The organism is Sphingomonas sp. (assembly GCF_964263785.1).
Classification (GTDB): Bacteria; Pseudomonadota; Alphaproteobacteria; order Sphingomonadales; family Sphingomonadaceae; genus Sphingomonas.
Genome location: NZ_CAXVWL010000002.1, coordinates 18,924 through 41,566 on the forward strand (window position 1 = coordinate 18,924; position 22,643 = coordinate 41,566).

Consider the following 22,643-nt stretch of genomic DNA (forward strand, 5'->3'; position numbering starts at 1 on the left):
TCGGTCATGGACCTGTCGTTCACCCCCCAGGAAGAAGCGTTCCGCGACGAGGTCCGCGCGTTTTTCAAGGAAAAGCTGCCCGAACGCCTCTCCGGCCTGGTCCGTCTGGGCAAACGCCCGCGCAAGGCGGACATGGAGGAATGGCACGCGATCCTTGGCGAACGCGGCTGGCTGGCGAACCATTGGCCGCAGCGGTATGGCGGCCCCGGCTGGAGCGTCGTCGAGCGCTCGATCTTCGAAAACGAGGCAGCCCTCGCGCACGCACCCCGCGTCGTGCCCTTCGGCGTGAACATGCTCGGCCCCGTGCTCATCAAATACGGGTCGGAGGAGCAGAAGGCCCAGATCCTGCCGCGCATTCTGTCGGGCGAGGATTGGTGGTGCCAGGGCTATTCGGAGCCGGGCGCCGGATCCGACCTCGCGGGCCTCAAGACGACCGCGATCAGGGACGGCGACCATTATGTCGTCAACGGCCAGAAGACGTGGACGACGCTGGGCCAGTTCGCCAACAAGATCTTCTGCCTCGTTCGCACCGACATGGCTGCCAAGAAGCAGGAGGGCATTTCCTTCCTGCTGATCGACATGGACACGCCGGGGATCGACGTGCGCCCGATCGTCCTGCTCGACGGCGAGGCCGAGGTGAACGAGGTGTTCTTCACCGACGTCCGCGTGCCGGTGGCGAACCTGGTCGGCGAGGAGAACGCCGGGTGGACCTACGCCAAATACCTGCTGACCTATGAGCGCACCAACATCGCCGGGGTCGGCGCGTCGATCGCCGCCTTCAAGCGATTGAAGGAGGTCGCGATCGACCAGCGCAAGATCGACGATCCGCTGTTCGCCGCGCGCATGGCGCGCGTCGAGATCGAGCTCGCCAACATGCAGACCACCGACATGCGCGTCATCGCCGCGGTCGCGGGCGGCGGCGCGCCGGGCGCCGAAAGCTCGATGCTCAAGATCAAGGGCACCGTGATCCGCCAGGAGATCACCGCGCTGACCCGCCGCGCCTACGGCCCCTATGCCGCGCCCTACATCCCGGAGGCGCTGGAGGCGGGCTGGAACGGCGAGCCCGTCGGCCCGGCGGACGCCCAGACCGCGGCGCCGGGCTATTTCAACAACCGGAAGCTGTCGATCTTCGGCGGCTCCAACGAAATCCAGAAGAACATCATTTCCAAGGCGATCCTGGAGCTATGAATTTCGAGCAGTCCGACGACCGCCGCATGCTGGCCGACACGCTCAGCCGCGCGCTTGGCGACACCTATTCGATCGAGACGCGCAACCACGCGGCGTACGGCGAGACCGGCTACGACGCCGCCGCCTGGGCGCAACTGAGCGAACTCGGTATCGTCGGCGCCTTGTTCGACGAGGCCTCGGGCGGGTTCGGCGGCAGCGGCTTCGACATCATGGTGGTGTTCGAGGCACTCGGCCGCGCGCTCGCGGTCGAGCCCGTCCTCGGCGCGCTGATGGCGGGCCGCGCGCTCACCGCCGCGGGCGGGCAGCACGAGACGCTGGCGCGCATCGTCGCGGGCGAGACGATCGCTGCCTTTGCGCATGACGATGCGGCGGACCCGGTGGCGGCGGCGCAGGACGGCGACGCGTGGACGCTGTCGGGCACCAAGGCGGTGGTGCCGCAGGCGGGTGCGGCGCAGGTGTTCGTCGTGACCGCCGGCGATGCGGTGTTCCTCGTCCCCGCCGATGCCGCAGGCGTGTCGGTGCGCAGCTACAACCTCATCGACGGTGGCGCCGCTGGCGAGGTCACCTTCGCCAGCACGCCTGCCACCCGCATCGGCGGTACGGACGTGCGTGAGGCCGCGATCGAGGCCGGGCTGCTCGCGCTGGCCGCCGAAAGCCTCGGCGCGATGGAGTTCGTCAAGGAGGCGACGCTCGGCTATCTGCGCGATCGCAAGCAGTTCGGCGTCCCGATCGGCAAGTTCCAGGCACTCCAGCACCGCATGGCCGACGTCCTGCTCGAAATCGAACAGGCACGCTCGTCGGTCATCAACGCCGCCTACGCCTTCGACGGCACCGACGCGAAGGCCCGCGCGCGGGCGCTGGCTGCGGTCAAATATACGGTCGGCCGCACCGGGCAGATGGTGGCCGAGGAATCGGTGCAGATGCACGGCGGCATCGGCATGACGTGGGAATATGCGGTCTCGCATTATGCCAAGCGGCTGGTGATGATCGACCACCAGCTCGGCGACGAGGATTTTCACCTGCAGCGGTTTATCGAACTGGGGCGGTAGTGTCTGGCGTTCGAGTTGCAGCTGAACGGCATCCTTCCCCGCCAGGGGGAGGTGGCACGCGTAGCGTGACGGAGGGGGAGGATTCCCGAACCGGCGTTTGGACTTCCCCCCCTCCGACGCCTTCGGCGCCACTTCCCCGTGGCAGGGGAGGATTGCACACCCCCCAAGCAATTATCGGATAAAATCTTGGCGCCCGCCGCCACCTACGCTATCCCTCCCGCAAAAGAGGGGGATGCGCCGTGGGCTTGTCGACGATCGATATCGTGGTGGTGGTGGCCTATGCCATCTTCATCTTCGTGCTGGCGCAATATGTCAGCCGCGACAAGGCCGGGCATACCAAGGATTCGTCCGACTATTTTCTCGCCTCCAAATCGCTCCCCTGGTGGGCGATCGGCGCGTCGCTGATCGCGGCCAACATCTCCGCCGAACAGATCGTCGGCATGGCCGGATCGGGCTACGCCATCGGCCTGGCGATCGCCTCCTACGAATGGATGGCTGCGCTGACGCTGCTGATCGTCGGCAAGTTCTTCCTGCCGATCTTCCTGCGCAACGAAATCTACACGATGCCGCAGTTCCTGGAGCAACGGTACGGCCCCTCGATCCGCACGATCATGGCGCTGTTCTGGCTCGCGCTCTACGTCTTCGTGAACCTGACCAGCATCATCTGGCTGGGCTCGATCGCGGTCAACCAGGTCGCGGGCGTCGACCAGAACATCGCGCTGTTCGCACTCGGCGCCTTCGCGCTGCTCTACCAGATCCGCGGCGGCTTGAAGGCGGTGGCGCTGACCGACATCGTCCAGGTGACCCTGCTGGTCGCGGGCGGCCTGCTGGTCTCGGCATTGACGCTGGGCAAGATCGGCGGCGACGCAGGGATCGTCGGCGGCTTCGCCGAGCTGACGCGACGCGTTCCCGACCATTTCGACATGATCCTGTCGCCCGACAACCCGCACTACAAGGAGCTGCCCGGCCTCGCGGTCCTGATCGGCGGAATGTGGATCGCCAACCTCAGCTACTGGGGGTTCAACCAGTACATCATCCAGCGCGCGCTCGCCGCCAAGAACCTGGGCGAAGCACAGAAGGGTGTCGTCTTCGCCGCCTTCCTGAAACTGCTGATGCCGCTGGTCATCGTCGTCCCCGGCATCGCCGCGGTCGTCCTCGCGCCCAATCTCGCGCGCCCCGACCAGGCCTATCCGACGATGCTCCAGTTGCTCCCCCCCGGGCTGCTCGGCCTCGTCTTCGCCGCGCTGATCGCCGCGATCATCGCGTCGACCGCATCGAAGATCAATTCGATTGCGACGATCTTCACCCTCGATCTCTACGCCAAGTTCCGCAAGCTGCCGACCCGCGCCGAGGACGAAGTGGAGCTGCGCGCGGGCGACGAGCGCAAGCTGGTCCTGGTCGGCCGCATTACCGCCTGCGTCGCCATCCTGATCGCGATGCTCACCGCGCGGCCGCTGATCGGCCAGTCGGACCAGGCGTTCCAGTTCATCCAGGAATTCTCCGGCTTCTTCACGCCGGGCATCACCGTCATCTTCCTGCTCGGGCTGTTCTGGAAGCGCGCCAACGAAGCCGGCGCGATCGCCGCCGCGGTCGCTTCGGTCGTCGTGTCGTTCCTGTTCTACAAGTTCCTGCCCGACTTTCCGTTCATGAACCGGATGAGTGTCGTCTTCCTGATCTCGCTCGCGCTCGCGGTCGTCCTGTCGCTGGTCGTCAACGCGCGCGCGAACAGCAACCGGATCACGATGCAGGGCGTGGCGTTCCGCACCACCGCGGGGTTCAATGCAGGCGGGGTCGCAGTAATCCTGATCCTGATCGCGATCTACGCGACGTGGTGGTGAAGCCATGAACCGGTTCATCGCGGTCGACTGGGGCACCACCAACCGCCGCGCCTTCGTGATCGAGGACGGCCGGGTCGTTGCCACCGAGCGTGACGATCACGGCGCCGCGATGGTCCCGCGCAACGATTACCCGGCCGAGGTGGCGGGCATCCGAGAACGGCTCGGCGATCTGCCGATGCTGCTGGCGGGGATGGTCGGATCGACGATCGGCTGGCGCGAAGTCCCGTATGTCGCCGCCCCCGCGGGGTTCGAGGAGGTCGCCGCCGGGCTCGACCGGGTCGATGCGCGCACCGCGATCGTCCCCGGCCTGTCGTACCGCGACGGCACCCGCGCGGACGTGATGCGCGGGGAAGAGGTGCAGCTGCTCGGCGCGGTCGCCGCCGGCAGCGTCCCCGCCGACGCCTTGCTCGCGCAGCCCGGCACGCATTGCAAATGGGCGCGGATCGAAGGGGGCCGGATCGCGAGCTTCACCACCGCGATGACGGGCGAATTGTTCTCGCTGCTCCGCGCGCACAGCATCCTGCGCCACCAGATCGACCGCGACGCGACGCCCGGTGACGCCTTCCTCGCAGGCGTCGCGGAGGGCGCCCGCCACGACCTCGCCGCCAGCCTCTTCGCCATCCGCGCGCGTGCCGTCCTCGGCGTCGAGCAGGACGCCGCCTCCTTGGCCAGCGGCCTGCTGATCGGCGCCGACGTCTCCACCCGCATCGCAGCGGGTGAGGCCGTCCACATCCTCGCCGATCCGGCGCTCGGCGCGCTCTACTCGGTCGCCGTGACCGCGCTCGGCGGTACCCCCCACCTCGTCGACAGCCACGCCGCCTTCGTGGCGGGCATCACCCGCATCCGGGAACTGACAGCATGACCCACGCGCAAGCCTTCGACGCCGCCTTTGCCCGCTGCCCGCTCGTCGCGATCCTGCGCGGCGTGAAGCCCGACGAGGTCGAACCCATGGGCGACGCGCTGGTCGCGGCAGGCTTCACGATCATCGAAGTGCCGATGAACTCGCCGCAACCGCTCGACAGCATCGCCCGCCTCGCCAAACGGCTGGCAGGCCGCGCCATCATAGGCGCGGGCACCGTGCTGCGCGTCGAGGACGTCGACGCGGTCGGCGCCGCGGGCGGCACCGTCATCATCGCCCCCAATGCGAACGTGAAGGTGATCGCGGCGGCAGCGGAGCGCGGCTACGTCGCCATGCCCGGCATCGCCACCCCCACCGAAGCCTTCGCCGCCCTCGAAGCCGGCGCCGCCGCGCTGAAGCTGTTCCCGGCCGAGGCGGCGAGCCCCGCCGTGCTGAAAGCGATGCGCGCGATCCTGCCCAAGGACACGCGCGTCCTGCCGGTCGGCGGCATCGTGCCGGAGGTGCTGCCAGAGTGGACCAAGGCCGGCGCGGCGGGTTTCGGGCTAGGCTCGGCGCTGTATGCACCGGGCATGAGTGCGGAAGAAGTGGGTGCGCGCGCGGCGAAGTTCGTGGCTGCGTTGGCGGTGGTTTGAGCGAACGCCCCGCTCGCCACGGCGCGCGTCTCGCGCCTCTGCGCGCAGCATCCCGCCTTCGCCCCCGCGGGGCTATGCGACCGCTTGCCGTGGCTCTGGACCCTGGCCGCTATCGTCGCACAAGCCCGGCACGGCCAAACATCAGGCCTATTCGCGGCTCTCGAGACCATGGATGCTGAACGCGCCGATCGCGGCGAGCAGGCGTTTGGCGGTGATATCCTCGACGCCCGGCACCCATTTGGCCAGCCAGATCAGCATGCCGAGCAGCAGCTGCACGACCAGCTTCGTTTCGCACCGCACGATCGAGCCGTCCGCGATGCCGACCTCGAGAAAGCGTTCGAGCTTGAGCGTCAGCCGGTCGGCCCACGCGGCGATCGCGTCGCGATGCTCGGGTTCGAGATGGAAATAGTCGCCGAAATAGAGGAGCGACCCGTTCCGCGCCGAATCGGTGACCAGCAGCGTCAGGAAGCGTTCGAGCTTGGCCGCGCCCGTCGCGCCCTCCTTGTCCGCTGCGACCAGAAAGCCCTCGAAGCGCCCGATCGAGCGCACATGGCAGGCGTAGAACAGCGCCTGCTTGCTCGGGAAATAGTAATATAGGGTGGCGTCGCGCAGGTCGAGCGCGGCCGCGATCTCGGTCATCGTGGCGAGTGCGTAGGTACGCGCGTTCAGGATGCGGGTGGCCGCGGCCATGATCGCATCGCGCTTCTTGGCGGATTTGCGGCTGCGTGAAAGCGGACGCGGGAGGTCCGCCGCGACCGCAGCGACCGTTACCTCGTCCATCCGCACCGGCCATCCATAAGGCCCTATCTACGGGTTGACACCGCAACCGCAAGCATACCCAACCGCGCGTCACGCTTTCTGTGTTGCGCTAGAAAATCTAGTGTGAGATAGAATGCTTCGTGCGACGGTCCGGGATCACATCGGACGGCGGCGATGGGAGATGACGATGCGGAACGGTTTGGGATGCGGGATTTCGTTGTTGGCGCTGGCGATCGCCGGGCCTGCCTGGGCGCAGAGCGCGGCGCCGGCGGCCGGGGCAGCGACGGACCGGACCGGCAATCCCGCGACGACCTCTCCCGCCGCTGCCGAGCCCCCCGCCGGCGCGCGTGACCTGGAGAACGCGCAGCCGGGCGACATCATCGTCACCGCCAGCAAGCGGGCGCGGACGCTGCAGGACACGCCCATCGCGGTGTCGGTCACCAGCGCAGCGACGATCGAGCAGGCGCAGATCCGCGACCTGATCGACCTGCAGACCGTCGTGCCCAGCTTGCGCGTGTCGCAGAACCAGAATTCGGGTCAGACCAACTTCTTCATTCGCGGCTTCGGCAACGGCGCCAACAACCCCGGCATCGAGCCATCGGTCGGCGTGTTCATCGATGGCGTGTACCGCTCGCGCTCGGCGGCGCAGATCACCGATCTGCCCAACATCGAGCGGGTCGAGGTGCTGCGCGGGCCGCAATCGACCCTGTTCGGCAAGAATGCGAGCGCCGGGGTGATCAGCGTCGTGACGCAAAAGCCGCAATTCGCATTCGGCGGGTCGGTGTCGGCCACCTACGGAAATTACGACCAATATGTCGTCAAGGGCGACATCACCGGACCGATCGTCGCCGATCTGCTCGCGTTCAGCCTGTCCGGCAATTACAACAAGCGCGACGGCTACGTTCGCGTCGAAAACCTGGACAAGCGGATCAACGACCGCGACCGGTACGACATCCGCGGACAGCTGCTGTTCTCGCCGGGCAGCGACCTGGAGATTCGTCTCATCGGCGACTACAGCAATCTCGACGAGCTGTGCTGCGCCGCGCGCAACGTGCTGGCGGGTGCGACCGTCCCGGCGCTCGACGCGGTGATCGGCGGCCAGCCGTCGGTCAACCGCAACAGCCCCAATCCCGATCGCATCCGGCTGAGCCGCTTGCCGCAGAACCGCATCGAGAATTACGGCATCTCCGGCCAGATCGATTACGCGCTCGGCGATCTCGCGCTGACCTCGATCACGTCGTATCGCCAATTGCGCAGCAAGGTGGTCGACGACGCGGACTTCACCGCGGCCGACATCATCACCAACCGGATCAACACCGCGATCGACACGACCACGCAGGAATTCCGGGTGGCGTCGAACTTCGCCGGGCCGCTCAACTTCCTGCTCGGCGGCTTCTACTTCAACGAGAAGATCGACTACACCAACGCGCTCGATTTCGGCAAGGACGCCGGGCTGTACCTCGACATCCTGGCAGGAGGCGGCAATCCGGCGGCGAGCGGCATCACTTCGGTCGAGCGCATCCTCGGCCTGCCCGTCGGCACCTTTCAGCAGCCCGGCCGCGCGATCACCGACAATTTCGGCTACAAGGACGAATCCTATTCGGCGTTCGGCACCGTCGATCTGAAGGTCACCGACAAGCTGACGCTGACCGGCGGCTTCAACTATACCAACGACAAGAAGCGGGTACGTTCGAACGTGGTGTCGAACGACGCCTTCTCGGCGATCGACCTGGTCGCGCTCGGCGCCCGGCTCGGCGTGCCGCCCACACTTGCGAACACCGCGGCCAATCCGCTGCTGGGCTTGCAGGCGCTCCAGTTCCTGCCGCCGTTCCTCAACTTCCCCAATGCGGTGGAGAACGGCCGCACGCACGACGACAATTGGTCGTACACGGCGCGTGCCGCCTACAAGTTCGACCGCCACTGGAACGCGTATGCGACCTACGCGACCGGGTTCAAGGCAAGCTCGTACAATCTGTCGCGCGACAGCCGGCCGTTCGCGTCGGACTTCATTGCGGGCTCGCCCGCGCAGTCGCCGGCGCCCGCCGCCTCGCCGATCCGTACCGCAGGGCTCGCGTTGCCCAACCTGACCAGCGGCACGCGCTTCGCTGGGCCCGAGACGGCGCGCGTGATCGAGGCGGGGCTGAAGGCGAGCTTCCCGCGCGTGAACTTCAACATCGCGGTGTTCGATCAGACCATCAAGGGGTTCCAGGAGAACACCTTCACCGGCACCGGCTTCGCGCTCACCAACGCCGGCAAGCAGCGTTCGCGCGGGTTCGAGTTCGACGGCAGCGTCACGCCGGTCGATCCGCTGACCTTGTTCCTGGCGGTGACGTACCTCCACGCCCAGTACATCAGCTATCCGGGCAGCCCGCTGGGCGACCTGTCGGGCCAGACGGTGGAGTCGGTCCCGCCGATCACCATGTCGATCGGCGGCGCCTATACCAAGACGTTCGCAGGCGGCACCAGGTTCATCCTGCGCGGCGATTACCAATATGCCAGCCAGACGCAGGTGGTGCAGGGCTTGCCGGCTTTCGTGCGCACGGTGAACGGGGTGCGCGATTCCTCCGCCGCGCTCGCGATCGGACGGCAGTTCACGCGTGAGGTGGACGAGGCGAACCTGTCGGCGACGGTGCAGCTCACCAACGGGCTCGAGTTCTCCGCCTATGTCCGCAACCTGCTCGACGACCGCTATCTGACCGCGATCTTCGACGGCGTGGCGCAGCAGGGCAGCGTCTACGGCTATTACAACCAGCCACGCACCTATGGCGGCAGCGTCCGGTTCAAGTTCTGAGCCCCGGAGTGACCGCCGCCACCGCCGCCGCCGCCGCGCCGCCGCCGTCGACCTTGATTAAAGGCGCGTTCGGCTTCGGCGCGGTCGCGACCGGCGTCATCGAAACCGGATTCAACTACTTTCTGCTGATCTTCTACTCGCAGGTGATCGGGCTAGACGCGCGGCTGGTCGGTCTGGCGATCACCATCTCGCTCGTCATCGACGTGCTCACCGATCCCGCGCTCGGGTTCTGGTCCGACAACCTGCGTTCGCGATGGGGCCGGCGACATCCGTTCCTTTACGCCTCCGCGGTGCCGGTCGCGGTCGGCTACGCACTGCTCTGGATGCCGCCCGAAGGCGCGAGCCAGCAGACCTTGTTCTGGTACCTCCTGGCGGTCAGCATCGTGACGCGCATCGCGCTGTCGGCGTACGAGACGCCGAGCAGCGCGCTCAATCCCGAGCTCACCTCGGACTATGACGAGCGCGCGTCGCTCCAGGGCCTGCGCTATTTCTTCGGCTGGTCGGGCGGCAACGTCATGACCGTGGCGATGTTCGGCGTCGTGTTCCCGCTGTTCGTGACGGCGGCGATCGGCAACGGGCAGTTCAATCGCGAGGCCTATGTGGTCTACGGCTATCTCGCGGGCGGCATCGCCCTGCTCGCGATCCTGGTGTGCGCGGTCGGCACGCACGCGCGCATCCCGCTGATGGCCCCGCCGCCGCCGAGCCGGCGCCATACGTTGGCGAGCGTCTTCCGCGAAATGTACGAGACGCTCGCCGACCGGTCTTTCCTCGCGCTGTTCGTGGCGGCCGGGCTGGGCGCGATCGCGACGGGGCTGTCGGCGTCGCTGACCTTCTACTTCACCACCTTCTTCTGGGGTTTCAGCTCAGGGCAAGTGGCGGTGCTGACTGTCGGGATATTCGCGTCGGCGGCGCTGGGCGCCGTGCTCGCGCCGATCGCTTCGCGTCGGCTGGGCAAGAAACGCGGCGCCATGATCATCGGCCTCGTTGCTTTCCTGGGGGCGCCGCTGCCCATCCTTCTGCGGCTCGCGGGGATGTTACCCGGCAACGACGACCCCTCGATCTTCTGGCTGGTGCTCCTCACCAACACGCTGGACTACGGCCTCATCATCGCGTTCCAGATCCTCACCTCGGCAATGATCGCGGACTTGGTCGAGAAGGCGGAGCTGCGGACCGGACGCCGTTCGGAAGGCGTGTTCTTCGCCGCGATCTTCGGGATCAGGAAAGCCGTGCCCGCGCTCGGCATCCTCGCCTCCTCCTTCATTCTCGCGACGGCCGCCTTCCCCAAGGGCGCGAAGGCGGGAGAGGTCTCGGCCGACACCCTGTGGTGGCTGGGCGCGATCTATGCGCCCGTGATCCTGGCGTTGTGGCTGTCGATGATGGCCGTGCTCAGCGGCTATCGCCTCGGGCGTGACGATCACGAGAACAATCTCCGCAAACTCGCGGAGGCGCGCGCCGCCGCCGACCTTCGCCCCATCACTGAGGACGGACGATGACCGATCAGCTCGACCTTGACGCGCTCCGTCGGCGCTACGCCGAGGAGCGCGACCGCCGGGTCGCGCTCGACCCGAGCGAGCGCCAGTATCGCGACCCCGAACAGGGCTTCGCGCACCTCCTCGACGATCCGTACGGCGCAGCCCCGCCCCGCGAGGCCGTCATCGAGGACGTCGACGTGTTCGTCGTCGGCGGCGGCTTCGGCGGGCTGCTGACCAGCGCGCGGCTCCGCCAGGCGGGCGTGGACACGATCCGCATCGCCGACGCCGGCAGCGATTTCGGCGGCACCTGGTACTGGAACCGGTACCCGGGCGCGGCGTGCGATATCGAATCGTACATCTATTTCCCGCTGCTCGAGGAAACCGGCTACATGCCGGTCGAGCGCTATTCCAAGGCCGCCGAGATCCGCGCGCACTGCCGCCGCATCGCCGAACGCTACGATCTCTACCGCCAGGCGCTGTTCTCGACCCAGGTGACCGGGCTCGACTGGGACGGCGCGGCGGCGCGCTGGACGGTCAGGACCGACAAGGGCGACGTCGTCCGCGCGCGTTTCGTGGTGCTGACCACCGGCCCGCTCAACCGCCCCAAGCTGCCCGACATTCCCGGTATCGAGACTTTTGCCGGCCACAGCTTCCACACCAGCCGCTGGGATTACGCGTACACCGGCGGCAGCGCGACCGAGCCGCTGGCGGGACTGGCGGACAAGCGCGTCGGCATCATCGGCACCGGCGCGACCGCGATCCAGTGCGTCCCGCCGCTGGCGCGCGACGCGAAGCACCTCACGATATTCCAGCGCACCCCGTCGTCGGTCGACGCGCGCGACAACAGCGCGACCGACCCAGCCTGGTGGGCCAGCCTGCCCCCCGGCTGGCAGGCGGAGCGGATGGCGAACTTCTCCGCGCAATTCACCCAGGCGCTGCCGCCCGACGATCTGGTTCACGACGGTTGGACGGTGCTCGCGCGGGCGGTGAAGCGTGCCTTCGCAGCCAACCCGGGCAGCGACCCGATGGCGCTGCTCGAACAGGCCGATTTCGCGAAGATGGCCGAGATCCGCGACCGGATCGACGCCATCGTCGCGGATCCGGCGACCGCCGAGGCGCTCAAGCCCTGGTTCAGCCTGTATTGCAAACGCCCCTGCTTCTCGGATCAGTATCTTCAAAGCTTCAACCTGCCCAACGTTACGCTGGTCGAGACCGGGCGTCGCGGGGTGGAGGCGATCACGCCGCCCGGCGCCGTGGTCGAGGGCAAAGAATATCCGCTCGACTGCCTCATCTTTGCCACCGGCTTCGACACGGCGTCGACCTATGCCAAGCGCTCGGGGCTCTCGATCAACGGCGTCGGCGGCGTGTCGCTCAACGCCAAATGGGCGAACGGGCTGTCGACGCTCCACGGCATGCACACCCGCGGCTTCCCGAACTGTTTCGTCATCAGCCAGGCACAATCGGGCATGTCGCCGAATTTCCCGCACATGCTGAGCGAGCAGACGACCCACATCGCGCACATTGTCGAGCAATGCCTCGGCAACGGCGTCGGCACCGTCGAGCCGACCGAGGCGGCGGAAGCCGGCTGGGTCGAGACCATCGTCCGCATGGGGGAGGGCCGCGCCAAGTTCATCGAGGAGTGCACGCCCGGCTATTACAACAACGAAGGCCGCGCCTCGGCTGCCGCGGCGCGCAGCGGGGTGTTCGGCGCCGGGCCGATCGCCTTCGCCGATCTGCTCCGCCGCTGGCGCGAGCAGGGGGATTTTGCCGGGCTGGAGCTCGACGGCGAGCACGCCCGCACAACGACGGACAGGGAGACGGCATCGTGAGCGGCGCGGACGGACGGAAATCGATCTTCATCACCGGCGCGGCGTCGGGCATCGGCCGCGAAACCGCGTTGCTGTTCGCCAAGCGGGGCTGGTTCGTCGGCGGCTACGACGTGAACGCGGACGGGCTCCAGGCGCTGGAGCGCGAGATCGGCGCGGACGGCGGCCGCTTCGAAACGCTCGATGTCACCGACCCGCAGGCGTTCGCGCAGGCGATGGGAGGCTTCGCTGAGGCGACGGGCGGCACGCTCGACTGCCTGTTCAACAACGCCGGGATCGCGGGCGGCGGCCTGCTCGACGAGCAGCCGTGGGAGGATGTGCTGCGCGTCGTCGGCGTCAATTTCCTTGCCGTGATGATCGGCGCGCGCGCCGCGACCCCGCTGCTCGCCGCGACGCCGGGCTCGCTCTGCCTGACGACGTCGTCGTCGTCGGCGATCTTCGGCACCGCAGGCATCAGCGTCTATTCGGCGACCAAGCATGCGGTGCGCGGGCTGACCGAGGCGCTGTCGATCGAGCTCAAGCGTTTCGGCGTGCGCGCTGCCGATCTGCTGCCCGGGCTGATCGACACGCCGCTGATGTCGGACGCGATGCGCGCGATGGCGCCGCCCGATGGCATGTGGCGGCTGGTCGCGCCGCGCGAGGTCGCCGAGACCGCGTGGCGGGCGTATCACGAGGACAAGCTCCACTGGTACGTGCCCGAGGAGCTCCGCGATTTCCACCGCGAGGTCGTCGACCGGCCCGAAGCGGTGCGCGAGGAGCGGACCGCGCTGCTCGCGATGATGGCCGCGGGCGAGTGAAAGGACGGACTGTGTCGGTACTGGACAATGTGGCGGTCGCTCCCGCCGAAGACGATGCCGCGGGTATCGCGGCGCTGGCCGCCGCCTTTGCGGCACAGCGGCGCGCGTTCGCCGCCGACCGCGCGCCGCCGATCGGGACGCGGCGCGAGCGGCTCGGCGCGCTGATCGGCATGATGACCGCCAACCGCGTACGCATCGCCGCTGCGGTCGCGGACGATTTCGGCGCGCACCCCGCGCCCGCCTCCGACCTGATCGAGGTGCTCGGCGTCGTCGGCCGTGCGGCTCACGTGCTCGAGCATCTGGACGCATGGATGCAGCCCAGCGCGCGCCACATCGACCCCGCGCTGTTCGGCACCGCATCCGCCCGCGTCGAATATCAGCCCAAGGGCGTGATCGGCAACATGGTGCCGTGGAACTTCCCGTTCGACCTGTCGGTCGGGCCGATGGTCGACATGCTCGCCGCGGGCAACCGGGTGATCGTCAAGCCCTCCGAATACACCCCGGCCTGCGCCGCGCTGCTCGCCGAGATGGTCGCCGCCACCTTCGACGCCGATCTGGTGACGGTCGCGATCGGTGGGCTCGACCTTGCGCGCGCCTTTTCCGCGACGCCGTGGGACCATCTGCTCTACACCGGCAGCCCGAACGTCGGGCGTCAGGTGATGGCCGCGGCGGCGGCGAACCTCACCCCGGTGACGCTGGAGCTCGGCGGCAAATGCCCGGCGCTGCTGACGCCCGGTGCGGTGACCCCGCGCAACGTCGAATCGGTGATCGGCACCAAGATCATCAAGAGCGGGCAGATGTGCGTCTCGGTCGATTACGCGCTGGTCGCGCGCGGCGAGGTGGAGACCTTTGTCGAGCAGGCGCGCGCGTTCATGGCCAGGGCCGCGCCCGATTACTCGCGCTCGGGCGAATCGACCGGCATGATCTCGCCCCGCCACCTCGCACGCATCGAGGACATGCTGGGCGAGGCGCGCGACCGCCAGGCGCGGATCGTCGAGCTGGAGGACGGCGGCGCCGTCGACCCCGCAACCCGGCGGATGCCGATGTCGCTGGTGATCGATCCGCCCGCGGACCTGCGCGTGATGCAGGAGGAGATCTTCGGCCCGGTTTTGCCGGTCGTTCCCTACGACGATCTCGACGAAGCGATCGCGCGCATCGCCGCGGGTGAGCGGCCGCTGGGGCTCTACGTTTTCGGCGGCGACCCCGCGGTGAACGCGCGCGTGCTGGCGAGCACCCATTCGGGCGGCGCGGCGATCAACACCTGCGCGGTGCAGAGTGCGCTGCCCTCGATGGGGTTCGGCGGCTCGGGGATGAGCGGCATGGGGCGCCACCACGGCGTCGAGGGCTTTCGCGAATTCTCCAACGCGCGCGGCATCGTCGTTCGCGGCGACGGCGACATGATCGACGCCTTCTACGCGCCTTATGCAAAGGCGGCCGCGCTGGTCGATGCGGCGCTGTCGCCGGGTTGAGCATCCGGCAACCTTTGCCTGCTAACCGGCAGGCACCGGGAGTCGCCCGGGCCGGAGGCAATGGTAAACGCTGACAAGTTCGAGATAACGCCGGACCCCGCGGCGAGCCTGTTGCGGATCACCATGCGCGGCCACTGGGATCTTGCCACGGTGACGCTCTACCGCGAGGCACTGGTGCGCGCCGTCGCGGCGATGCGGGCGGCGGGGTGCAAACCCGGCACGGTTTGCGCGTTGGTCGATGCGCGCGACGGCGGCGCGCAGTCGCAGGAGGTCGTCGCCTCCTTCCGCGACAATCTGCGCGGCGGCGATCTTGCGCCCCGCCGGCTGGCGACGCTGGTGTCCAGCGCGCTGTTCAGGCGCCAGATCGAACGCATCGCGATTCCGAACCAGCGCCTGTTCACCGACGAACACGATGCGCTCGCCTGGCTGCTGTCCCCCGAACCGGCGATCTGAACCAACCGCCACCGATGGGCGACACCGGTACGCCGCCGCGATCCAATTGCAGCGCCGCCCGAATCTGCCGAAACTTTCGTTCCAGGCAAAGGTTGTTTCGGCCTGAACGGGACCGACCCTCAAGGTCGGGTCGACATTCAGCGCATCAGTCGCAAACTCCTCCCCCTGAAGGGGGAGGATTATTCAATGTCGATCCGATCTATAGCAGCTTGTCCAGCGTGATCGGCAGTTCGCGCACCCGCTTGCCGCAGGCGTTGTAGACCGCGTTGGCCACCGCCGCGGCGACTCCGGTGATGCCGATCTCGCCGATGCCGTGCGCGCCCATCGGGGTGTGCGGATCGGGGATGTCGGTCCACATCACGTCGATCTCGGGCACGTCCATGTGCACCGGTACATGATATTCGGCCAGACTGGGGTTCATGATCCGGCCGTTGCGCTCGTCGAACTGCGTCTCCTCCATCAGCGCCATGCCCAGCCCCATGATGATGCCGCCGCGGAACTGGCTGCGCGCGGTCTTGGGGTTGAGGATGCGGCCGCAGTCGAACGAGCCCAGGAAGCGCGTGACCCGCGTCTCGCCGGTGATCGCGTTGACCCGTACTTCGCAGAACATCGCGCCATGCGAGTGCATCGACCAGTGCATCAGCTCGAGCGGTTGCGAGCCCTCCGCCTCCACCTTCACCTCGTCGCGTTGCGCGCGGCTCAGGATGGAGGCGTAGCTCTCGCACCGCGCCGGTTCGTCGAGCTTGCACAACCCGCCGTCCTGCCCGCCGACCTCGTCCGGCTTGAGCCCGGCGAGCGGCGAATCGTTGCCCGCCAGCTTCAGCAACTCGGCGACCAGCGTGTTGTGCGCGGCGATGACCGCGCCGCCGATCGCAGCGGTCTGCTGCGATCCGCCCGCCAGGATCGCGCCGGGGATGATCGAATCGCCGTAGCCGACCTCGACCGAGTCGAGCGGCAGGCCGAGCCGTTCGGCGGCGACCATCGCGGTCGTGGTGGCGGTGCCCATCCCCATCTCGTGCGCCGCGACCTCGACCTTGGCGTGCCCGTCACGGGTGAGCGTGATCCGCGCTGCGCCGCCGGGCATGCGGTAATAGGGGTAGGTCGCGGTGGCGACGCCGGTGCCGATCAGCCACTCGCCTTCGCGCCGCGCGCCCGGCGTGGCGCTCCGGTCGCTCCAGCCGAAGCGCTCGGCGCCGGCCCGATACGCCTCGACGATGTCGCGCGACGAGAAGGGCAGGCCGGAGGTCGGGTCCTTGTCCGGCTCGTTGCGAACGCGCAGGTCTATGGGGTCCATGCCGAGCTCGACCGCCAGCTCGTCGATCGCGGATTCGAGCGCAAAGGTGCCGACCGACTCACCGGGCGCGCGCATGAACGTGTTGGCGAGCATGTTCATCGTCGCCACCTCGACCGACAGCTTGATGCTGCCGGCGGCATAGCCCGCGCGGGTGCCCAGGATGAACGGCTCGGGCATGTTGTTGTGCGGCGTCATCGCCACGGTGCCGGTGTGGACGATCGCGTCGAACCCGCCATCCGCCTGCGCACCGATCGCGACGCGCTGCTCGGTCAGCGTACGCCCGCCGACGGTGCGGTACACGCCCTCGCGCGACAGGGCGATACGCACCGGGCGCCCTGCCAGCTTCGCTGCGGCGGCGCCCAGGATCTGGTGATCCCACAGGCATTTGCCGCCGAAACCGCCGCCGACATAGGGCGAGGTGACGCGGACCTGCTCAGGGCTAAGGTCGAACACGTCCGCGATCGTCGCCGCTTCGGCGGTGACGAGCTGGCTGGCGTCGTGGATCACCAGACCGTCACCCTCCCACGCGAGGGTCGTAGCGTGGAGCTCGATCGCATTGTGGTTGTGCCGCGGGGTGCGATAGACGTGATCGACCTTGTGCGGCGCGGCGGCCAGCGCGGCGTCGGCATCGCCGATTTCGTTCAGCAGCGCTTGGCCGTTGAAGACTCCCGGCTTGACGCCCTTCGCCTTTGCCCGCTCGAACCCGGTGACGCCCGGTTCGACGTCATAGGTCGCGCGGATCAGCGACGTGGCGTGGTCCGCCTGCTCCTGCGTCTCGGCGAGGACGACCGCGATCGGCTGGCCGTTCCAGTGGATCGACGGATCCTGCATGATGGCCAGATCGCTCGGCCCCGCGGCGGTGGGCGAGGAGCCGAACACCGCCGGCCTGTTCATCCGCGGCGCGTTCAGGTGGGTCATCACCAGCACCACGCCGGGCGCGGCCTCCGCCGCCGCGGTGTCGAGCGTCGCGATGTTGCCCTTGGGGATCGTGCTGTAGGCGAGCGCGGCATAGACCAAGCCCGCCATCGGCACTTCCGCCGCAAAGCGCGCCGCGCCCTGGACCTTGAGCGGCCCGTCGCGGCGCGACACCGGGGTGCCGATCAGGCCGTGCTGGTGGCGGATCAGCGGATCGGGGGTGCCGCCGGGTATCCAGCTGTCGGGCGCGAGCGGCACCGCCTTCACCATGATCGTCTGGATCGCGGTCTGCGCCGCAACCTTGGCTTCTTCGACGATGTTCATGCCGTGGCTCCTGCCAGTTCGCCCAGTGTGGCGGCGATCGTCCGCTTCGCCAGCTCGATCTTGAACCCATTGTCGCGCAAGCCGCGCGCATCGGCCAGTTCGGCCTCGGCCGCGGCGCGGAACGCCGCCCGGGTCGCGGGTTGGCCGCGCAGCGCGTCCTCGGCCTTCGCCGCGCGCCACGGCTTGTGCGCGACCCCGCCCAGTGCGATCCGCACGTCCTTGACCGTGCCACCCTCGACTTCCAGCGCCGCCGCGACCGACACCAGCGCAAAGGCGTAGCTCGCCCGATCGCGCACCTTGCGATAGGTCGACTGCGCGGAGAATGGCAACGCGGGCAGCTCGACCGCGACGATCAGCTCGCCCGGCTCGAGCATCGTCTCGACATCGGGCAAGTCGCCCGGCAGCCGGTGGAGATCGGCCAGCGGCATCGTCCGCTCGCTACTGCTTCCGCGCAGATGCACCACTGCGTCGAGCGCTGCCAACGCCACGCACATGTCCGACGGATGCGTCGCGACACACGCGGAAGATGCCCCGAGGATCGCGTGGATGCGGTTGAACCCGTCGATCGCATCGCACCCGCTGCCGGGTGCTCGCTTGTTGCAGCGCGAACCCTCGACGTCGTAGAAGTACATGCAGCGCGTCCGCTGGAGGATGTTGCCCCCCACGGTGGCCATGTTGCGGATCTGCGCGCTCGCGCCGAGCAGGATCGCGCGCGCCAGCACCGGGTAGCGCGCGCGGATCGCCGGATGCGCGGCGACCGCGGTGTTCTTCGCCGCCGCGCCGATGAGCACGCCGCCGTCTCCGCGCTCTTCGATGTCCGCGGGCAAGGCGGTGACGTCGACCAGCGTGCCCGGATTCTCGACGCCTTCGCGCATCAGGTCGATCAGGTTGGTGCCGCCGCCGAGATATTTCGCGTTCGCGCCGGTGAGGTGCAGCGCGTTCGCGGGGTCGGTTGCGCGGGCGTAGGTGAAGGGGGTCATGCCGCCTGCTCCGCGAGTGTCTCTTGGGCAAAGGTCTCGGCGATCGCCTCGACGATGCCGTTGTACGCGCCGCAGCGGCACAGATTGCCGCTCATCCGTTCGCGCAGCTCGTCGTGGGTCAGCGCGATCCGCTCCGCGGTCAGGTCGCCGGTCACCGCACTCGGCACCCCGCGCGCGATCTCGTCCGCCATCGCGATTGCGGAACACAACTGCCCCGGCGTGCAATAGCCGCACTGGAAACCGTCATGCTCGATAAATGCGCGCTGGAGCGGGTGAAGCGTATCGCCATCGGCCAGCCCCTCGACCGTGGTGATCGACCGCCCGGCATATTGCACCGCCAGCGCCAGGCACCCGTTGATCCGCTCGCCGTCGACCAGCATGGTGCACGCGCCGCACGCGCCCTGGTTGCAGCCCTTCTTGGAGCCGGTCAACCCCAGGTGCTCGCGGCACAGGTCGAGCAGCGACACCCGCGGGTCCGCCGGCACATCGACGCCATGTCCGTTGATCGTGATCTGCATCCACGCCTCCGCATTGTCGGGAATTGCGGCCGTGAGCGCAACGCATCGAGCCGGTCCTGGTAAGCATACGCGCCTCATCCCCGGCGGGGATACGGTTCGGGGCCTCAACAGCCGCCGTCGTCGCAGGTTCCGCGTTCGACCTGCAACGTCGCATGACCGATACCGAACCGCTGGCGCAACGTCGCGCGCGCGGCGTCGAGAAACGCGTCGCCCGGTGCCCCGCCGGGCATCACCAGATGCGCAGTCAGCACCGGTTCGGTGGTGCTCATCGGCCAGATGTGGAGATCGTGGACCCGCTCCACCCCCGGCAGCGCGGCCAGCGCACCCGCGACGCCGTCGTAATCGATCCCGCGCGGCACCGCGGCGAGCGACATCTCGACCGTCTCGCGCAGCAGCCCCCACGTCTGCCAGAAGATCAGCGCCGCGATGCCGAGGCTGACCAGCGGATCGATCCAGCCCATGCCGGTCCACCACATCGCCAGCCCCGCGACGACGACGCCCGCCGACACCATCGCGTCGCTCGCCATGTGCAGGTACGCAGCCCGGATATTGACATCGCCGTGGCGCCCGCGCGCGAACAGCCAGGCGGTGGCCGCGTTGACGAAGATGCCGACGCCCGCAACCGCCGAAACGACCAACCCCGGCACGACCGGCGCATCGCCCAGCCGCTGCACCGCCGCCAGCACGATCGCCCCGAGCGCAACGAGCAACAGCAATGCATTGAGCAGCGCGGCCAGGATCGTCGACGCTTTAAACCCATAGGTGAACCGCTTGGTCGGCGCGCGCCGGGCGAGTGCCGCACCGCCCCAGGCGACGACCAGCCCCAGCACGTCCGACAGATTGTGCCCTGCATCGGCCAGCAGCGCGACCGATCCGTTCCACAGCCCGGCGAGCCCCTCCGCCACCACGAAGGCGAGGTTGAGCGCGATCCCGATCGCGAACGCGCGGTCGAACGACGCCGGCGCGTGCGCATGCCCATGATGGTGCGCATGCGCATGCCCATGCCCATGATCGTGCGCGTGTCCGCTCATTCGGCGTGCCGGCCGGCGTGCGTCAGGACTTGCCGAACAGCCCGCCGAGCGACCCGAGCATGCCGCCCGCGCCACCCTGCCCGAGCATCGATCCCAGGCTGCCGAGCGCGCCCTCGCCGCCCAGCTGCGCGACGATCTGCCCCAGCGCGTCCGGGTGCAGCCCCGTCTCGTTCGCCGCGGTCGCCACGGTGTCGCCGGGCGCGGGGTGGGCGCGGGCGAGCGCGGCGACCGCCATCTCGACCTGCGCCGGGGTCAACCCGACCCGTGCCGCCAGACCCGCGACATCGGTATTCCCGGCAAGCTGGCCGATCAGTGCGTCGAGCATTCCCATCGCATGTCTCCTTTGCGGAGCGCCCGTAGCACGGGTGAGCGCACAAGGGCACGCTTTGGCGACATCCCTTGCAGGGATAAATTGTTTGTGCCGTGCGCTAATGCGCTACAGGGCCGCGCCATTGCCGATTCCTGCCGGGACCTTTTCGCCGATGACCATGCTCGCCACACTCGAACCCACCACCGCGCTGTCGGTCGAGACAGTCACCGACGTCCGCCACTGGAACGAGCATCTGTTCAGCTTCTCGATCACGCGCCCGCCGTCGTTCCGTTTCCGGTCGGGCGAGTTCGTGATGATCGGGCTGCCCGGGCCCACGGGCAAGCCGCTGCTGCGCGCCTATTCGATCGCGAGCCCGGCCTATGACGAAAAGCTCGATTTCCTGTCGATCAAGGTCGACGACGGCCCGCTGACGTCCAGGCTCCAGAAGATCGTCGCGGGCGACCGTATCTATCTCGGCAAGAAGCCGACCGGCACGCTCGTTGCCGACGCGCTGCTGCCGGGCAAGCGGCTGTTCATGCTGTCGACCGGTACCGGCCTTGCGCCGTTCCTGTCAGTCGCGCGCGATCCCGACATCTACGACCTGTTCGATGCGGTCGCGGTGGTCCATTCGGTACGCCGGGTGAGCGACCTCGCCTTCCACGACGAGCTGACCGGAAAGCTCGCCGACGATCCGCTGGTCGGCGAGGAGGCCGCGGCCAAGTTCCACTACATCCCCACCGTCACCCGAGAACCGTTCCGCAACGCGCGCCGCATCGACGCGCTGATCGAGGACTGCACCTTGTTTGCCGGGATGCCGGGCGAGCCGCGCTTCGACCCCGAGACCGACCGCGTCATGATGTGCGGCAGCATGGCCATGATCCGCGACTTCGCCGCCCGCTTCGACGCCCTGGGCTTCGTCGAGGGATCGAACTCGCATCCTGGGCAGTACGTCATTGAACGCGCATTTGTAGGATAACGCGAAGGCGGCTCAAATTCTCCGTCAACCCGTATTTGTTCGGGGTCCGGGGTGCCGCAAGCGTGGTGCTCGAAGCCTCTGTCGCGTCAACTGCCGGGCGCTGGACCCCGGAACAAGGCTCTCCTGAGCGAAGTCGAAGGGTCCGGGGTGACGGGCGGTTAGAGCAGAGCGACGACCTCCGCCGCAATGTCCTCCGGCGCGCGCGACACCCCGTCCACCGTCGTCGCCACCGTCGCCCACCGCCCGAGCATCCCCGCCGTCGCCATTGCAGTATAATTCTCGCGCACCCGCGCCTGCAATGCCGCATCCGCCTCGTAAGCGTCGTACGCGTCGTCGGTGTACGACCGCCGCCGCTTCAGCAGGATCAGCGCACGCGCCACATCGGCGGGGGTGTCCAGATACACGCACAGATCGGGCGCAGGAAGCGCGAACTGGCGCAATTCCAGCACCGCAATCCATTCCATCAGCGCTTCGGTCTTCTGCCGCGGCACCTGCGCGGCCTGGTACGCCATGTTCGATGCGATGTAGCGGTCGAACACGATCACGTCGTTCGCGTCCGCGACGGCGAGCAGGTCATCGCGCGATTCGAGCCGGTCGAGCGCGTACAGCACCGCCGCCGCGCGCGGCGACACGTCACGCGGCAACCGCCCCGCGAGGTACTCGCCAAGCACATGCCCCCCCGCCGTCTCGGCGTAGCGCGGAAACGAAACCGCCTCGGCGCGCTGCCCCGCTGCGCGCAATTGCGCGACGATTTCGGCCGACGCCGTCGCCTTGCCGGCGCCGTCCGCACCCTCGATCGCCAGCAGGAACGCGCTCATTCCCCCAGGTCCTCACGGTGCCTCTCATGGTGGCGGATGACCTCGTCGATGATGAAGCGCAGGAATTTCTCGGAAAACTCCGGATCGAGCTGCGCGTCCTCGGCCAGGGCGCGCAGACGCGCGATCTGACGCTCCTCGCGGCCCTCGTCGGCGGGGGGCAGGCCGTGCGCGGCCTTGTGGCGCCCGACCGCTTGCGTCACCTTGAACCGCTCGGCCAGCATGCACACCAGCGCTGCATCGATATTGTCGATCGACTGGCGATAGCCCGTCAGCACGTCGTCCGCCACACACCGCCTCCGCTCCGCCTACCGCTGCGATGCCGGGTTTCGCTGTGCGCCGCAAGC

At 68.3% G+C, this 22,643-nt stretch carries 20 protein-coding genes; 12 read left to right on the forward strand and 8 right to left on the reverse strand.

The window, feature by feature from the left end:
* Nucleotides 1-6: 6 nt before the first annotated feature.
* The 5 genes from ACE5C1_RS00235 (at nt 7) to ACE5C1_RS00255 (ending at nt 5,566) form a co-directional block, all read left to right on the forward strand.
* Nucleotides 7-1,188, forward strand: coding sequence for an acyl-CoA dehydrogenase family protein (locus tag ACE5C1_RS00235; protein WP_374942053.1), 1,182 nt, complete (start codon nt 7-9; stop codon nt 1,186-1,188).
* The gene (locus ACE5C1_RS00240) at nt 1,185-2,237 is read left to right on the forward strand and encodes an acyl-CoA dehydrogenase family protein (protein WP_374942054.1); all 1,053 of its coding nucleotides are present in this window, start codon (nt 1,185-1,187) and stop codon (nt 2,235-2,237) included. The genes ACE5C1_RS00235 and ACE5C1_RS00240 overlap by 4 nt, the downstream gene beginning before the upstream one ends.
* A gap of 239 nt (nt 2,238-2,476) precedes the next feature.
* Nucleotides 2,477-4,075 carry a sodium/solute symporter gene (locus ACE5C1_RS00245; RefSeq protein ID WP_374942055.1) on the forward strand — a complete coding sequence of 533 codons (1,599 nt, stop codon included), beginning with the start codon at nt 2,477-2,479 and terminating at the stop codon, nt 4,073-4,075.
* Between the two features lie 4 nt (nt 4,076-4,079).
* Nucleotides 4,080-4,937 carry a 2-dehydro-3-deoxygalactonokinase gene (locus tag ACE5C1_RS00250; RefSeq protein WP_374942056.1) on the forward strand — a complete coding sequence of 286 codons (858 nt, stop codon included), beginning with the start codon at nt 4,080-4,082 and terminating at the stop codon, nt 4,935-4,937.
* A complete protein-coding gene (locus ACE5C1_RS00255; RefSeq protein ID WP_374942057.1) occupies nt 4,934-5,566 on the forward strand; it encodes a 2-dehydro-3-deoxy-6-phosphogalactonate aldolase in 633 nt (210 codons plus the stop codon). Before ACE5C1_RS00250 ends, ACE5C1_RS00255 begins: the two co-directional genes overlap by 4 nt.
* Nucleotides 5,567-5,713: 147 nt before the next feature.
* On the opposite strand, the gene ACE5C1_RS00260 is transcribed toward ACE5C1_RS00255, so the two are convergent.
* Nucleotides 5,714-6,346: a TetR/AcrR family transcriptional regulator gene (locus tag ACE5C1_RS00260; protein ID WP_374942058.1), complete on the reverse strand. Its 633-nt coding sequence runs from the start codon at nt 6,344-6,346 to the stop codon at nt 5,714-5,716.
* A 199-nt stretch (nt 6,347-6,545) separates the two neighbouring features.
* Here ACE5C1_RS00260 and ACE5C1_RS00265 point away from each other — a divergent pair, with 199 nt between their 5' ends.
* From ACE5C1_RS00265 to ACE5C1_RS00290, 6 genes are read left to right on the forward strand one after another with little or no spacing between them, the layout of a single operon-like run.
* Nucleotides 6,546-9,116, forward strand: a complete 2,571-nt coding sequence (locus ACE5C1_RS00265) for a TonB-dependent receptor (protein ID WP_374942059.1) — start codon at nt 6,546-6,548, stop codon at nt 9,114-9,116.
* A gap of 8 nt (nt 9,117-9,124) precedes the next feature.
* Nucleotides 9,125-10,609 (forward strand): MFS transporter, encoded by a 1,485-nt coding sequence (locus ACE5C1_RS00270; RefSeq protein ID WP_374942060.1) that lies wholly within the window; start codon nt 9,125-9,127, stop codon nt 10,607-10,609.
* Complete coding sequence (locus tag ACE5C1_RS00275) at nt 10,606-12,417, forward strand: flavin-containing monooxygenase (RefSeq protein WP_374942061.1); 1,812 nt, start codon at nt 10,606-10,608, stop codon at nt 12,415-12,417. The genes ACE5C1_RS00270 and ACE5C1_RS00275 overlap by 4 nt, the downstream gene beginning before the upstream one ends.
* Entirely contained in the window at nt 12,414-13,211 is a 798-nt protein-coding gene (locus ACE5C1_RS00280) for an SDR family oxidoreductase (protein ID WP_374942062.1), read from the forward strand. The genes ACE5C1_RS00275 and ACE5C1_RS00280 overlap by 4 nt, the downstream gene beginning before the upstream one ends.
* 11 nt (nt 13,212-13,222) lie before the next feature.
* Complete coding sequence (locus ACE5C1_RS00285; RefSeq protein WP_374942063.1) at nt 13,223-14,680, forward strand: aldehyde dehydrogenase family protein; 1,458 nt, start codon at nt 13,223-13,225, stop codon at nt 14,678-14,680.
* A 60-nt stretch (nt 14,681-14,740) separates the two neighbouring features.
* Nucleotides 14,741-15,133, forward strand: a complete 393-nt coding sequence (locus ACE5C1_RS00290; RefSeq protein ID WP_374942064.1) for a hypothetical protein — start codon at nt 14,741-14,743, stop codon at nt 15,131-15,133.
* 199 nt (nt 15,134-15,332) lie between these two features.
* On the opposite strand, the gene ACE5C1_RS00295 is transcribed toward ACE5C1_RS00290, so the two are convergent.
* The 5 genes from ACE5C1_RS00295 to ACE5C1_RS00315 form a co-directional block, all read right to left on the reverse strand.
* Nucleotides 15,333-17,666, reverse strand: coding sequence for a xanthine dehydrogenase family protein molybdopterin-binding subunit (locus ACE5C1_RS00295; RefSeq protein ID WP_374942065.1), 2,334 nt, complete (start codon nt 17,664-17,666; stop codon nt 15,333-15,335).
* Entirely contained in the window at nt 17,663-18,646 is a 984-nt protein-coding gene (locus ACE5C1_RS00300; RefSeq protein WP_374942066.1) for an FAD binding domain-containing protein, read from the reverse strand. The genes ACE5C1_RS00295 and ACE5C1_RS00300 overlap by 4 nt, the downstream gene beginning before the upstream one ends.
* A complete protein-coding gene (locus tag ACE5C1_RS00305; RefSeq protein WP_374942067.1) occupies nt 18,643-19,164 on the reverse strand; it encodes a 2Fe-2S iron-sulfur cluster-binding protein in 522 nt (173 codons plus the stop codon). Before ACE5C1_RS00305 ends, ACE5C1_RS00300 begins: the two co-directional genes overlap by 4 nt.
* 104 nt (nt 19,165-19,268) lie before the next feature.
* On the reverse strand, nt 19,269-20,195 hold the full coding sequence (locus tag ACE5C1_RS00310) for a cation diffusion facilitator family transporter (protein ID WP_374942068.1): 927 nt from the start codon (nt 20,193-20,195) through the stop codon (nt 19,269-19,271).
* Between the two features lie 22 nt (nt 20,196-20,217).
* Nucleotides 20,218-20,526: a hypothetical protein gene (locus ACE5C1_RS00315; RefSeq protein ID WP_374942069.1), complete on the reverse strand. Its 309-nt coding sequence runs from the start codon at nt 20,524-20,526 to the stop codon at nt 20,218-20,220.
* Between the two features lie 151 nt (nt 20,527-20,677).
* Between ACE5C1_RS00315 and ACE5C1_RS00320 the strand changes: the two genes are divergently transcribed.
* A complete protein-coding gene (locus ACE5C1_RS00320) occupies nt 20,678-21,481 on the forward strand; it encodes a ferredoxin--NADP reductase (RefSeq protein ID WP_374942070.1) in 804 nt (267 codons plus the stop codon).
* A 158-nt stretch (nt 21,482-21,639) separates the two neighbouring features.
* On the opposite strand, the gene ACE5C1_RS00325 is transcribed toward ACE5C1_RS00320, so the two are convergent.
* Together ACE5C1_RS00325 and ACE5C1_RS00330 are read right to left on the reverse strand one after the other, a co-directional pair.
* Nucleotides 21,640-22,299: a thymidylate kinase gene (locus tag ACE5C1_RS00325; protein ID WP_374942071.1), complete on the reverse strand. Its 660-nt coding sequence runs from the start codon at nt 22,297-22,299 to the stop codon at nt 21,640-21,642.
* Nucleotides 22,296-22,586, reverse strand: a complete 291-nt coding sequence (locus ACE5C1_RS00330; RefSeq protein WP_374942072.1) for a chorismate mutase — start codon at nt 22,584-22,586, stop codon at nt 22,296-22,298. The genes ACE5C1_RS00325 and ACE5C1_RS00330 overlap by 4 nt, the downstream gene beginning before the upstream one ends.
* Between the last annotated feature and the right edge of the window lie 57 nt (nt 22,587-22,643).